We start from the raw sequence: 13,363 nt of genomic DNA, 5'->3' as shown, positions 1-13,363 counted from the left end.
ATGAGAGAGTTCCTTAAGGACGTGTGGATGCACGGCGGTGAGGAAAGCCGCGCCATCACCCCCGAGAACATCACGGGCGAGAAGGGCCGCGCCGCCATGTCGGCCAGCCACCTCGGCGTCGGCCGCAAGGGCTCGTGCTGCGTGCCCCTTGAGTCCGGCGAGACCATCACGCTCGCGGACATCGAGGGCCCCGGCATCATCCGCCACATCTGGATGACCGTCCCCGACAAGACCGTCGCCGGCAGCTTCGTCATGCGCGACCTCGTGCTGCGCTTCTACTGGGATGACGAGGAGACCCCCTCGGTCGAGTGCCCTGTCGGCGACTTCTTCTGCAACGGCTTCGGTGAGCGCGCCATCGTCAACTCGATGCCCATCTGCGTGAACCCGACGGGCGGCATGAACTGCTACTTCGAGATGCCCTTCAGGAAGCACGCCAAGGTCACGCTTACGAGCGAGCACCCCGGGTTCATTAAGTACATCTTCTACACGTTCAACTACGCGCTCACCGACGTGCCGGACGACGCCATGTACTTCCACGCCCGCTTTAACCGCGAGCGCAGCACCCGCAGGGGCGTCGACTACACCGTGCTCGACGGCGTGCGCGGCAAGGGCTACTACGTCGGCACCTACATGGCCCTGTGCGCCCTGGAGCGCTATTGGTGGGGCGAGGGCGAGATGAAGTTCTTCCTCGACGGCGACGAGGAGTTCCCCACGGTCACCTCAACGGGAGCCGAGGACTACTTCGGCGGTGCCTGGGCCTTCCTCGACAGGCCGCCCCACGCGCTGCCCGAGGCGCAGTGCTTCAACACGCTGTTCGCCGGCTACCCGTACCGCTCGACGCGCGACGCCACGCGCGACCGCTTCAGCGCGGGCAAGCCGAACCCGAACCCGATGCTCGCGACCAACGACGACGCGCTGCCCAGGCACGGCCTCTACAGGTGGCACCTTCCCGACCCGATCTCGTTCAAGGAGGACCTGCGCGTGACGTTTCAGGACCTCGGCAACGACGACATCAAGCTCTACGAGCGCGAGGACGACATCTCCACCGTCGCCTACTGGTACCAAAGCGAGCCGCACGCCGTGCTCGCCCCGTTTGCCGCAAGGCAGGACCGCGTGCCCAGGTAGGGTCGCCTCGAAACAAGCCAACGTTATGGGCGCCCGCGGTTGACCATGACTGCGGGCGTCCCTTTGCAAGGAGGATCACATGAGCGAAAAGCAAATGAGGCTCGGCGCCCTCGAGGCCGGCGGGACCAAGATGGTCTGTTCCGTGGTGTCCGGCGACGGCGAGGTCCTCGACCGTATAGAGACCCCGACGCTTACGCCCGCCGAGACCGTCCCGCAGATGATCGAGTGGTTCACTGCCCGCGATGTGGACGCGTTGGGCATCGGCGCCTTCGGCCCGACCTGCGTCGACCCCGACGACGAGCGCTACGGCTCCATCCTCCAGACGCCCAAGCTTGCGTGGCGAGGCTATGGTCTTCGCGCCGCGTTCGCCGACGCTCTCGGGATTCCGGTGGCCTACGACACGGACGTGAACGTTGCCTGCCTCGGCGAAGTGGTCTTCGGCTGCTGCAAGGGGCTCGAGGACGCCGTCTACGTGACCATCGGCACCGGCGTGGGCGCGGGCGTCATGTGCGCGGGCAGGCTCCTTCACGGCATGCTGCACCCCGAGGCCGGCCACATGCTGGTAAGGACCCGTCCCACCGAGGAGGGACGCTGCGTCTGCCCGAGTCACGCGAGCTGTCTCGAGGGCCTCGCCTCCGGCCCCGCCATCACCGCGCGCTGGGGAAAGCCCGCGGCCGAGCTCGCGGACAACGATGAGGTGTGGGCGCTCGAAGGGGATTATCTGGGGCAGATGTGCGCGAACCTCGTGCTCATGTACTCGCCTCGCCGCATCGTCCTCGGCGGCGGCGTGATGCACCAGGAGCAGCTCTACGGCATCGTCCGCAAGAAGACCCTCGAATATCTGGGTGGCTACATCCAGACCGCCGAGCTTAAGGACATGGAGAGCTACATCTGCGCCCCGGGCTGCGGCGGCGACCAAGGAATCCTCGGCGCGGCCGAGCTGGCAAGAAGGGCGCTCGCGTAACTTGCGCTCTCTCCGCCATACAACGCGTTAAGAAAAGACGAGCGCTTCTTGCCAATTGAGCGGCAAGAAGTGCTCGTCTTTTGCATTTGTTTTTGGGGCAGGACGCCCCGCCTCCGCTAGAGTCCCTGGACCGCCACACCCACGAGGTTTGGACCGGTGTGGACAAGAAGCGCGGGGCTGATGTCGGAGCGGACGACCTCCACCGCGTTGGCCACGCGCTCGCACAGGGCCTGCTCCATGCGGTCGTAGAGGTCGGCGTGGGCCGAGGTGCAGCTCACGGCAAAGCGCACCTTGGGGTGCTTCTCGACGATGGCGGCGATGAGCTTGACCTCGGTGCGATGCGGTACTTGCACAGCCATTTCGTGTGCGCAAGGCTGTTGGCTTTCTGGGCCACAGCAATCACCTTCCCCTTAGTATGATGGCCTGAACAATCCTCATGCTAGGGGGAAGGTTTTTGTCGCGTAGCGGAAATTGGCCTCCACCCGCTGAGCGGGTGGCTTTCTATGCCGCGCGTGCCGCACGGCACGAACTAAAGTCCATGAATAAAACGAGGAAGGCCACGTCCGGCCTCCCTCGCAAAGAGTCTCTGATTGCTCCCACTCATTGGGGACAGACTTACATGAGTGATTGCACTCATTGGGGACAGACTTAAATGAGTGTTCTTGAAATGCCGGCGCCTGGGGACGTTCTTTTTCTGTCTGCAGTTTGGGACGGTCCTTAGAGCTGCAGCGCGCCATGAGTGACGAGGCTAAGCGGATCATCCTGTCTTTTGAGTTCTAAGCATAAGCCCCTGTCTCTGAGCAATGACCAGTGCGCATTTGTGCGTATTTGGGTGCGTCGGATTGCGTGAATATGCGTATAGAAGCGCCGTTTACGGGGCAAATATGACCGTTTAGCGGTGAGGTACGCAGAAACACGCACAGACGCGCGCGTCTGTGCGAATATAGAGCTGTCCGAAATGCAAGACGTTCTATGACACAGGAGGCACATGATGGCAGATTCCAAGCGGGTTCCACTCGACTCCGCGGCAGCCGCCAAAGCAGCGTTCGCTTCGGTCCAGGACAAGCCGTTCCCCGACGATATTTTTACGGCTCCCGAGCTCCATTGGGCCGTGATCGGGTGCGGCGTTATCGCCAACCAGATGGCTCAGTCCCTTGCTCTTGCCGGTCGCAAGCTTGCGGGCGTCGCCAACCGTACGCTGTCCAAGGCTCAGGCTTTTGCCGAGCAGTATGGCATCGAGAAGGTCTACGACACGGTTGAGGACCTCTACGCCGATCCTGGCATCGACGCCGTCTACATCACTACCCCGCACAACACTCATATCACCTATCTGCGCGCTGCCCTGGCAGCCGGCAAGCACGTGCTCTGCGAGAAGGCCATTACCCTCAATTCCGCTGAACTCGATGAGGCCCGTGCCATTGCCGCCGAGCACAACGTTGTCCTTATGGACGCTACCACGGTGCTTCATATGCCCTTGTATCAGGAGCTGCGTCGTCGCATGGATGCCGGCGAGTTCGGCCGCATGAACCTCGCTCAGCTCAACTTTGGTAGCTACAAGGAGTACGGCGACCTGACCAACCGTTTCTACAATCGCAACCTTGCCGGCGGTGCCATGCTCGATATTGGCGTGTATGCCCTTTCGGTCATGCGCCTGTTTATGGCCAGCCAGCCAACCGAAGTTGTTTCGCTCGGCAACACCTGCGAGACTGGTGTCGATGTCGCGGGCGGCATTGTCTGCCGAAACGCCGAGCAGCAGCTGGGCGTCGTGAGTCTTACGCTCCACTCCAAGCAGCCCAAGCGCTCGATTATTAGCTTCGATAAGTGCTATATCGAGGTCAACGAATATCCGCGTGCCGATCATGCGACGATCGTGTGGACTGCGGACGGTCATCGCGAGGAGGTCGCCGCGGGCACCGAGGCTTACGCCCTATGCTACGAGATGGCTGACCTCGAGAAGGCCGTCGCCGGCGATGATTCCAAGCGTGAGCTTCTGGATTATGCTTCTGATGTTATGGAGCTGATGACCAAGCTCCGTGCCGATTGGGGAGTCGTCTACCCCGAGGAGGAGTAAGCGATGCTCGCGGAAGATAGACTCAATGCGATCGTCTCGATGGTGCAACAGGCTGGCTCAGTAACGGTGCCAGAGCTTGCCGATGCCCTGGGTGTGACGGCTTCTACCATTCGACGCGACCTGCAGACACTTGACCGAGCGCACCGCATCGCCAAGGTGCACGGCGGCGCGACAAGCCTTGAGCGCGCGCACGTGACGCGCGACCTAACGCTTAATGAGCGCAGCGATCTCCATAACGACGACAAGGAACGTATCTGCGCCCGTGCGGCGGCGCTGGTAGAGCCCGAGAGCTTTGTGTACATCGATTCGGGTTCGACGACGCTCAGGCTCATCGAGCATCTTCCGCATCTCGAAGGGGTCACCTATGTGACTGATTCCGTGCTCCATGCTCAGCATCTCGCTTTGCGCGGCATGCGTACCGTGGTGCTGGGCGGCGAGCTCAAACCCGAGACCGAGGCGCTCGTTGGCCCCGATGCCTTGGCAACCTTAGATCGCTACAACTTCAACTGTGGCTTTTGGGGCTCTAATGGCATCGCCGCCGAGCAGGGCTTCACGGCGCCCGATATCGAGGAGGCCCAAGTAAAGCGCATCTCGATGCGTCATACGGCCAAACGCTTCGTAATCTCGGACGCCAGCAAATTTGGCATGGTGGCGCCCGTCAAGTTTGCGGACTTCCGCGACGCAACGATTATTACCGCAGGCGAGGTCCCCGCCAAGTACCGGGCAATGGACAACGTCATCACGGTCTAACAGCAGGGGACGGGCTAAGGCCAAAACCACCACAAAGGTGCCTGTCCCCATTGTGGTGGTTAGTAACGAAAACCGAGTAGTTTTCTCAATAGAAAAGCGGCAACGTCCATCACGGGCGTCGCCGCTTTCGTTGTCTGCCGGTTTGTCTAAGTCTGTAACAACTGGACCGTAAAAAGTGGGCTAGGTGTTACAGATCGAGATACTTACGAACCGCGCCGTCCCTTTGTCTCAATCTGTAACATCTGGGACTGATTTTGCCGAGTTACTGTTACAGATTGAGATTATTCCCTTGAGGGGATTCGAATGTCTCGATCTGTAACAGATGGACCGCAAAATGGGCTTTAGCTGTTACAGATCGAGATGTTTGGGAATCCGGCAGAGCCATCGCGGCAAAACCATCATAAAGGTGCCTGTTCCCATTGTGGTGGTTTAGGGCTCCCAGGGGCAAGGGGCTTCGATGTGGATGTGCTCGCCGGTTACGGGATGCGTAAAGGACACGCTGTGGGCGTGGAGCATCAGGCCGCAGGGACGCGGCGTTCCGTACAGGTCATCGCCCACCAGGGGATGGCGCTCGCTGGCCAGATGTACGCGGATCTGGTGCTTGCGGCCGGTGAGCAACTCGACATCGATATACGAGCGCGTGGGCAGGCCACGGCGGCTCTTAAGACGTTTGAGCACCTTCACGCGTGTTTGAGACGGCTTGCCGCTGGCGCCGACGCGCATCTTTCGACTGTCGTGACGGTCGCGGGCGATGGGCTTGTCGATGAGCTTTTCGTTCCAGTCGATCTTGCCCTCGGCCAGCGCCAGGTAGTGCTTTTCGAACGCGTGGTCGATGATCATCTGGTCAAAGGCGGGCTGCGTCTGCTTGTCGAGTGAGAACAGCACCACGCCGGTGGTGTCACGGTCCAAGCGGTTGAGCGGCTGCATGTCGGTCGCGGCAAAGCCGTCGCCCATCGCCAGCAGCAGGTCGCTGGCGTAGTCGGTGAGTGTACGCTCGCCGGTGCCATCGCCGTGGACGATCATGCCGGCAGGCTTGTCGATGGCCATGAGCCAGGCGTCGCAGTAGAGGACTTGGGGTTCTTCGTTCACGTGTAAGCCTTTCAGTTAGCTGATTCCGACAAACATGCAGCCCGAGGTCGCCCCGCGTAGGCGGGCGGCGGGCTTGCGACCGGCCTGCGCGGCCTCGACGGCGCGACGGACGCGGGCGACGGCACGGCCCACCTCATCCGTCTCGAGCAGCGTTCCGTCCACCATGAGACGGCGCACGCCGGCGTCGAGCAGCTGTGGAACCTGCGGTGTGAGGTCGATGGGGTAGGCGTCGTACAGGCGAGAGCGGCCGTGGATGTCGGTACGCACCGGCATGACCTTGCCGTCGATATTCTTGAGCGAGAGCTTGCGGGCACGCAGGCGGCAGTTGGCGCAATCGTGGATGCAGCCGTTGGCAACCTGCAGAATGCAATGCTCGCTTGTCATGACGCGCGGGCGGCCAAAGACGGTGATGCCCAGAGCCGCGGGCGCGGCGGCGCCGAGCGAGACAATCTCGTCGAGCGTGATCTCGGGCGAGAGCCAAAACGCGCCGGCTCCGCGTTCGGCGAGTGCCTCCATGCAGGGCGTGTTGTGCACCGGCAGGCAAGAGCGAATCTCGGCCGTGGCGCCAACCTGGGCGGCCAGGGCAAGCTCAGAGATGTTGCCAATAGCGACCGTGGCGCCGGCAACAACCCATGGGTCAACGCGGACGTGGTCAACGGCGCGGCAGACCTCATCGAGCACGGGTACGATGTCCTGCTCAAACGTATCGGCGGGGGAGAGCTTGGCCGCATCGAGCGCGTCGGTGGTCATGTAGATGCGCGTTGCACCCTCCGCCCGCGCTGCCTCGGCGGCCTCGAGCGAGGTGACGGTGGCGCAGATCTGCGGCTCGTCGCGGTAGTGCTCGGGCGCGGGGCGGGAATCACTGGTGACAATCGCCGGCAGCTCGAGCGTTTTCGCGCGCTCCGCGTACGGCGCCAGAATGGCCTCTTCCAGCGCCTTGCAAGCGGCGGCGCGCACCTTATGTACGGCGGAGAAACCCATGCCACAGCCCTCATCGAGCGCCACCTCAAAGCTCGCAGCCTCAAAGGGAGAGGAACCCATGCGGCCGACGTGCTCAACCAGATCGGACGCCTCGACCGCACGGGTCTTGGCGGCTTCGACGGTAAAGCCCGTGGCCGTGGCCGTAAGCGAAGGGTCGTCGCAGCAGGTGAGCGTAACGGTAAACGGCTCGCCCAGACGCGCCACGACGGACACATCAACAGCGCGGCGGCGCAGCACATCGCGCTTGAGCGCGGCGCCGGCGGCGTCGATGGCACGCTGGCTGCGAATCACGCGGACACGGCAGCCCTCGGGCATGCTACGGGGCACGCGACACTCGATAACATCGCCGGCAGCGGCATCATCGGCGGCAATGGTGGTCAGGAACTGGTCAAACTCGTTATCGTGGCGAAGCTCCAGCAGGTCGCCCTTGCCCACGGGCTCAAACAGCTCAATGCGGGCGATGGCGGCGCGGCGACGGCGGTCGTCGGGCTTGAGGCCGCGCACATCGCGGTTGGCCGGGCGGCTGCCCAGCACCGTGCCCACGATCTGTCCGCGGTTGTTGGAACGCTCATAGCTCATCATCTCGTCGCCCGAGGTGCCGTCCTGATAGGCGTGCGTAAAGTCGCGGTTAAAGCAGCGCTTGAGCTGGCGCTGACGGGCGGCTTCCTCGTCCTTAGAGGTCGAAACATCGGCCAGCATATCGTCAATCTGATGACGATACACATCAACGATGGAGTACACGTAATCGGGCGCCTTCATGCGGCCCTCGAGCTTGAGCGACGCGGCGCCGGCGTCATACAGACGGCGAACAAGCTGCGAGGTGTTGGTGTCACGCGGGCACAGCGCGCGCTCGCGACCGGCAGGGGAGAGCGAGCGGCCGTTCTCGTCGATCAGCTCGTAGGGCAAGCGGCAGGGCTGGGCGCACATGCCACGGTTGGCCGATCGTCCCGCCATGGCAAAGCTCGAAAGCAGACACAGGCCCGAGTAGCAAAAGCAGATGGCGCCATGGCTAAAGACCTCAAGGTCCACATCGGGCGCGGCATCGTGAATGGCGGCAATCTCGTCGATGGAAAGCTCGCGCGAGAGGGTCACGCGGTCGGCGCCCTGCTCGCGGCACCAAAGGGTTCCGCGGTCGTCGTGGATGTTCGCCTGGGTCGAGATATGCGTCTCGATGCCGGGCATGGTGCGCTTGACCTCAAAGAACAGGCCCCAGTCCTGGATGATGAAGGCGTCGGCGCCCAGCGTGGAGCAGCGATGGATGAGCTGCAGCGCATCGCTCATCTCGGATTCCTTGATGACGATGTTGACCGTGACGTAGACGCGCGAGCCGGCCAGATGCGCGGCGCGGCAGGCCTGCTCAAAGGCCTCGTCGGTAAAGTTGGTGGCCTTGCGGCGGGCGTTGAAGCTGCCCATGCCGCAGTAGATGGCGTCTGCCCCGGCGGCGAGTGCGGCGGCAAAGGGCTCGGGCCCTCCGGCGGGCGCCAAAAGCTCGGGTCTGCGGTTGGTGGTTCGACTGGCGGTTGCGGTCATATCCTGCCTTTCAAAATGCTCAGATAATCAAAAGTATAGTGGTGCCGTCGCGGCAGGCGATGCCCGTGCTCTAAGCGGGATAAAGTCTTCAGCAGCTTGGACTGGCTGCTTCACATGAGAACCGTTCAGCGGTCCGGGGAAACCGTTGGGCGATAAAATATTCTCGCAACGTGATAATAATCTTGCATCGCGCGGAAACCTTGAGTACTATCCCAATCAAGCGCGGTGTTCAGACCGAACTGTGCCTCCCGGTGTGAACGCCGCGCTCCCGTTCCCTTTTACTTGTAAGGAGAAAAACATGAGCAAGACCGTCGTGTCTTCCGATAACGCACCCGCAGCCATCGGCCCGTATTCCCCTGGTATCCAGACCGGCAACATGGTGTTCCTGTCCGGCCAGCTGGGCATCGATCCCGCAACTGGCAAGATGCCCGAGGGCGTCGAGGCCCAGGCCAAGCAGTCCCTTGCTAACGTCGAGGCCCTGCTGACCGCTGCCGGCGCCACCTTTGCCGATGTCGTCAAGACCACAGTCTACCTGGCTGACATTGCCGACTTCGCCGCCGTGAACGAGATCTACGCCTCCAAGTTCGAGGCCCCGTTCCCCGCGCGCAGCGCTTTCCAGGTTGCCGCTCTTCCGGCTGGCGGTCTGGTCGAGATCGAGGTCGTCGCCGCTCTCTAAGGCGTTGACCACAACTAAACATGACATGCAAAAAGACCCTGCAGCGCGTGCGAGCTGCAGGGTCTTTTGTCAAGCGATGCGACAAAAATGATCCGTTTCCCTTCGTCCCCAAGGGATCACGTTTAGCCCTCCTTGCGAACTTTTTGCAGGTAGCGGTAGACGCTGGGCTCCGAGATGCCCAGCGCGGTGGCGGCGCAGGCCACGGCGCCCTTGAGCATAAACACGCCGTTGCCGTTGAGGTGGCGAATGACGTCCACGCGGTCGCTCTGGCCAAGCGACGCTACATCCAGCCCGCGCGCGCTCAGCAACTCGGCAATGCTGCGGTCGATGAGCTCCTGTGTGGACTCCGAAAGGCTTTCGACCTCGATAGGGGCGGGCTCCGTGCGCGTCGGCGCCGCGTCGAAGCAGGCCATGAGCTGCTGTGCCATGGCGTTGATGGAGCGCACGGTCGAGAGATCGGTGTTGACGCAGAGCATGCCGACGATCTCTTTATCCTCGCGGATAAAGTACGTCGCTGACTCCAACGTCTTGCCACCGGCACCGCGCCCCTCATAGCCCGTAATAAACGGCAGGTCGCGATACTTTGGGTCGTGCATGATCTTGAGCGCCAGATCGGTGGCGGGACCGCCGACCTTACGGCCGCTCACGATGCCGTTGCGAATATCGACGATGGCGTGGTCGGGATCCGAGAAATCGTGCAGCACGATCTCGCTGTTTTTGCCGAGTATCTGCTCCAGGAAATCGACCATCGGCAAAAAGCGACGTACGGTCTCGTTCACGGGCAACTCCTTTGGGTGAAAGCGGAAGTTTCATAACAATTTTTTCTCATGGTAACACGCTGCTCATCATCTCGTATATCCGCAGGTACATGACGTAATGCAGACGAACGGTATGATTTTGGCGGTAAACGGTCGACCAAAAGAAAAGTTAGATGCTATTTTGGCCAGACACTTTCCTGACCTGCGGAAATGCATTATCTCAGCTGAAGAATAGTCTGATAACAAAAAATTATTATTGAGAATGAGAATCATCTTTAATACGATATGCAACGAAGGCACAACCTCAACCCCGCACTGCGTCACAATAGGGCGTTAGATGCGAAAACAACTATTTCGAGGATTGGTGGTCAAATGACCCAGGAGACGGTTACGAACGGCACTGAAGCCCTGTTCACTCGTGAAGGCATGCCTCCCGTTAAGGAAATGATCCCGTGTGCCCTTCAGCACGTACTGGCATCGTTTGCCGGCATCATCACCCCGGCTGTCATCATGGCCGGCGTCTACGGCTTTAATAGCCAGCAGAGCACCGACATCATCCAGGTCGCGCTCATTCTTTCGGCGATCGACACGGCCCTTCAGGCCTTTGCCCCCTTCCGTCGCATCGGCGGCGGCCTGCCCATCGTCATGGGCGTTTCGTTCGCGTTCCTCCCGGCCCTGCAGGCCATGGGTGCCTCGGGCTTTAGCTTTGGCGCGCTGTTGGGCGGCGAGATTGTCGGCGGTGCCGTCGCGGTCCTCTTTGGTCTGGCCTACAGCAAGATTAAGTGGCTGTTCCCACCCGTCGTGACCGGTACGGTCATCTTCTCCATCGGCGTTTCGCTGTATCCCACGGCCGTCAAGTATATGGCCGGCGGTATGGGTACGCCACTGTGGGGCACCCCGCAGGCCTGGTGCGTCGCTCTTATCACCTTCGCCGTGGTCTTTGCGCTCGCCAACTTTGGCAAGGGCACGCTCAAGCTGGGATCCGTGTTCTTTGGCATGATCGTTGGCATGATCGTTTCGATCCCCTTTGGCATGATCGACTTCTCCAGCGTCGCCACCGCTCAGGTCTTCGCCCTTCCCAAGCTCATGCCCTACGCGCTCGAGTTTGATCCCGAAGTCTGCATTACCCTCGCTGTTGTGTTCCCCATGGTTGCCATCCAGGTAATCGGTGACGTCTCCGCCGCCTGCCTGGGCTCCATCGACCGTATGCCCACCGAGCGCGAGCTCTCCGGCGCTATCGTGTCCCAGGGCCTCACCTCTATGGTCGGCGGCCTGCTGGGCGGTCTTCCCACCAGCGCCCTTGGCCAGAACGTGGGCATCATCTGCTCCAACAAGGTCGTCAACAAGTGGGTCTTTGTGATCATCGCGGCCGTCTTTGCCATCGCCGGTCTGTTCCCGCAGCTCTCTGCCGTCCTTTCCGCTATCCCGCAGCCCGTCATCGGCGGCGCGACCGTCGGCGTCTTTGGCACCATCACCATGAACGGCGTGCGCATGTTCACCCGCGAGGGCCTCACGCAGCGCACCACCACCATCGTCGGTACCTCCGTCGTCTTTGGCCTGGGTATCTGGATGGCCAGCGGTTGCCTTGCCGGCGAGGGTATGCCCGCCTGGGTGTCCACCGTCATCGGCTCCAATGCCGTAACCCCCACCGCCATCATGGCCATCGTCCTTAACCTGATTCTTCCGCAGACGCCGGTCGTGGCTCAGCACATCGATGCTGCCAAGGACGCTGCCGTGGATCTGGTCTTGCCCGAGAGCAAGAAGTAGCCAATTCGGTGCTATTCGTCGGCGGGCGCATCGCCTCGTCCGCCGACGTCATGCGGCGCCAAGCCGCACTTCAAAGGGTTTGTCCCTTTGGTGAAGCGTTGACGGGAGAGGGCCCGTTTCCGGTGTAGGCCGGCGCTTCGCACTCCGCCATGTCAGAGGTGTCAAACCCCGCCCCTGATGTTGAAGGGAGCATCCATGCTTCTGGTCGCTAACGGTTCTGTCTTTACCCGCAATGCTCAGACCCCGTTCATTCCAAAAGGTGCGGTCGCCATTGACGGAGATACGATCGTCGAAGTGGGCCCCGAGTGCGAGCTCAAGGCCAAGTACCCGGATGCCGAGTACGTCGACGCCCGGGGCAACCTCATCATGCCCGGACTCATCAACTGCCACACCCACATCTACTCGGGTTTGGCCCGCGGCCTTGCCATTAAGGGCTGTAACCCTACCAACTTCCTGGAGAATCTTGAGCAGCAGTGGTGGAAGATCGACGACAACCTGACGCTCGACGGCACCAAGGCCAGCGCCTATGCCACGATTCTTGACTCCATCCGCGATGGCGTCACCACGATCTTCGATCACCATGCGAGCTTCTGCGAGATTCCGGGAAGCCTCTTTACCATTAAGGATGCCGCTCAGGAGCTGGGCATGCGTTCGTGCCTGTGCTACGAGGTCTCCGATCGCCGCGGCCAGGAAAAATGCGACCAGGCCATTGCCGAGAACGCCGAGTTTGCCCAGTGGGCCGCCAAGGAGCGTCGCGATAACGACAACCACATGATCGCCGCCATGTTTGGCGGACATGCCACCTTTACGCTGTCGGACGAGACCATGGATAAGATGGCCGAGGCCAACAACGGCCTGACCGGCTTCCACATCCATGTGTGCGAGGGCATGAATGACGTGTGGGACTCCCGCCTCAACCGCGGTGGCATCAGCCCCGTCGAGCGCCTGCTGCAGCACAATCTGCTGGGTCCCGACACCATGCTCGGCCACTGCATCCACGTGACGCCTGCCGAGATGGATATCGTCAAGGAGTCCGGCACCTGGCTCGTCAACAACCCCGAATCCAATATGGGCAACGCCGTGGGCTGCGCCCCCGTGCTCGAGTTCTTCCGCCGCGGTATCCCCGTGTGCATGGGCACCGACGCCTACACCCACGATATGCTCGAGAGCCTTAAGGTCTTCCTGATCATTCAGCGCCACAACGCCGCCATGCCCAACGTGGGCTGGTGCGAGGCCATGACCATGCTGTTCGAGAACAACGCCAAGATGGCGAGCAAGTACTTCGATCGCAAGCTCGGCGTGCTCGAGGCCGGCGCTGCCGCCGATGTCATCGTCATGGACTACAAGCCCTTTACGCCGCTGAGCGAGGAGAATATCGACGGCCACATGCTCTTTGGCATGATGGGCAAAAACTGCCGCACCACCATCATCAACGGCCGCGTCCTGTACAAGGATCGTGAGTTCGTTGGGATTGATGAGGACAAGATCAACGCGTGGACCATGGCCGAGTCCAAGAAGCTCTGGAGCACGCTCAACGATCGCGTGCACTAATTCCAATTGGAGATTCGCGCGCGTCGGATGTTTCGCCGCATCCGACGCGCGCATAGGCGGCCTCCGCGGGGTCGCCGGCGCTGTGCTAGCGCTACACCGTA

General features: G+C 61.6%; 11 protein-coding genes. 7 read left to right on the top strand and 4 right to left on the bottom strand.

What is annotated here, in order from left to right:
• Both DWV32_RS02430 and DWV32_RS02425 read left to right on the top strand, forming a co-directional pair.
• The gene (locus DWV32_RS02430; protein ID WP_187361805.1) at positions 1–1,125 is read left to right on the top strand and encodes a glycoside hydrolase family 172 protein; all 1,125 of its coding nucleotides are present in this window, start codon (positions 1–3) and stop codon (positions 1,123–1,125) included.
• 79 nt (positions 1,126–1,204) lie between these two features.
• The gene (locus DWV32_RS02425) at positions 1,205–2,089 is read left to right on the top strand and encodes an ROK family protein (protein WP_199413445.1); all 885 of its coding nucleotides are present in this window, start codon (positions 1,205–1,207) and stop codon (positions 2,087–2,089) included.
• A 116-nt stretch (positions 2,090–2,205) separates the two neighbouring features.
• Here DWV32_RS02425 and DWV32_RS02420 read toward each other — a convergent pair whose 3' ends face one another.
• Entirely contained in the window at positions 2,206–2,442 is a 237-nt protein-coding gene (locus DWV32_RS02420) for a DegV family protein (protein WP_158563761.1), read from the bottom strand.
• A gap of 638 nt (positions 2,443–3,080) precedes the next feature.
• On the opposite strand from DWV32_RS02420, the gene DWV32_RS02415 reads away from it, so the two are divergent.
• Positions 3,081–4,160, top strand: coding sequence for a Gfo/Idh/MocA family protein (locus DWV32_RS02415; RefSeq protein WP_117757113.1), 1,080 nt, complete (start codon positions 3,081–3,083; stop codon positions 4,158–4,160).
• Between the two features lie 3 nt (positions 4,161–4,163).
• Entirely contained in the window at positions 4,164–4,910 is a 747-nt protein-coding gene (locus DWV32_RS02410; RefSeq protein ID WP_117639605.1) for a DeoR/GlpR family DNA-binding transcription regulator, read from the top strand.
• Between the two features lie 429 nt (positions 4,911–5,339).
• Here DWV32_RS02410 and DWV32_RS02405 read toward each other — a convergent pair whose 3' ends face one another.
• Positions 5,340–5,999, bottom strand: coding sequence for an RluA family pseudouridine synthase (locus tag DWV32_RS02405; protein WP_231501551.1), 660 nt, complete (start codon positions 5,997–5,999; stop codon positions 5,340–5,342).
• A 15-nt stretch (positions 6,000–6,014) separates the two neighbouring features.
• Positions 6,015–8,510: a U32 family peptidase gene (locus DWV32_RS02400; RefSeq protein WP_117757094.1), complete on the bottom strand. Its 2,496-nt coding sequence runs from the start codon at positions 8,508–8,510 to the stop codon at positions 6,015–6,017.
• A gap of 298 nt (positions 8,511–8,808) precedes the next feature.
• Between DWV32_RS02400 and DWV32_RS02395 the strand changes: the two genes are divergently transcribed.
• Positions 8,809–9,186 (top strand): RidA family protein, encoded by a 378-nt coding sequence (locus DWV32_RS02395; RefSeq protein ID WP_035137477.1) that lies wholly within the window; start codon positions 8,809–8,811, stop codon positions 9,184–9,186.
• A 122-nt stretch (positions 9,187–9,308) separates the two neighbouring features.
• On the opposite strand, the gene DWV32_RS02390 is transcribed toward DWV32_RS02395, so the two are convergent.
• Positions 9,309–9,965 (bottom strand): transcriptional regulator, encoded by a 657-nt coding sequence (locus DWV32_RS02390; protein ID WP_233502309.1) that lies wholly within the window; start codon positions 9,963–9,965, stop codon positions 9,309–9,311.
• Positions 9,966–10,316: 351 nt separating this feature from the next.
• Between DWV32_RS02390 and DWV32_RS02385 the strand changes: the two genes are divergently transcribed.
• Entirely contained in the window at positions 10,317–11,711 is a 1,395-nt protein-coding gene (locus DWV32_RS02385; RefSeq protein WP_055285183.1) for a uracil-xanthine permease family protein, read from the top strand.
• 195 nt (positions 11,712–11,906) lie between these two features.
• The gene (gene ssnA, locus DWV32_RS02380; RefSeq protein ID WP_117757093.1) at positions 11,907–13,262 is read left to right on the top strand and encodes a putative aminohydrolase SsnA; all 1,356 of its coding nucleotides are present in this window, start codon (positions 11,907–11,909) and stop codon (positions 13,260–13,262) included.
• Positions 13,263–13,363 lie beyond the last annotated feature (101 nt).

Source organism: Collinsella sp. AF04-24, from assembly GCF_003465685.1.
In the GTDB taxonomy this organism is placed as follows: domain Bacteria; phylum Actinomycetota; class Coriobacteriia; order Coriobacteriales; family Coriobacteriaceae; genus Collinsella; species Collinsella aerofaciens_AP.
This window is presented reverse-complemented; position numbering and strand designations above follow the sequence as displayed.

What these genes read in the sequence shown, in the direction of transcription:
- DWV32_RS02395 (WP_035137477.1), top strand. Translation starts at nt 8,809, where the DNA reads ATGAGCAAGACCGTCGTGTCTTCCGATAACGCACCCGCAGCCATCGGC.
- DWV32_RS02430 (WP_187361805.1), top strand. Translation starts at nt 1, where the DNA reads ATGAGAGAGTTCCTTAAGGACGTGTGGATGCACGGCGGTGAGGAAAGC.
- DWV32_RS02415 (WP_117757113.1), top strand. Translation starts at nt 3,081, where the DNA reads ATGGCAGATTCCAAGCGGGTTCCACTCGACTCCGCGGCAGCCGCCAAA.
- DWV32_RS02410 (WP_117639605.1), top strand. Translation starts at nt 4,164, where the DNA reads ATGCTCGCGGAAGATAGACTCAATGCGATCGTCTCGATGGTGCAACAG.
- DWV32_RS02425 (WP_199413445.1), top strand. Translation starts at nt 1,205, where the DNA reads ATGAGCGAAAAGCAAATGAGGCTCGGCGCCCTCGAGGCCGGCGGGACC.
- DWV32_RS02400 (WP_117757094.1), bottom strand. Translation starts at nt 8,510, where the DNA reads ATGACCGCAACCGCCAGTCGAACCACCAACCGCAGACCCGAGCTTTTG.
- ssnA (WP_117757093.1), top strand. Translation starts at nt 11,907, where the DNA reads ATGCTTCTGGTCGCTAACGGTTCTGTCTTTACCCGCAATGCTCAGACC.
- DWV32_RS02385 (WP_055285183.1), top strand. Translation starts at nt 10,317, where the DNA reads ATGACCCAGGAGACGGTTACGAACGGCACTGAAGCCCTGTTCACTCGT.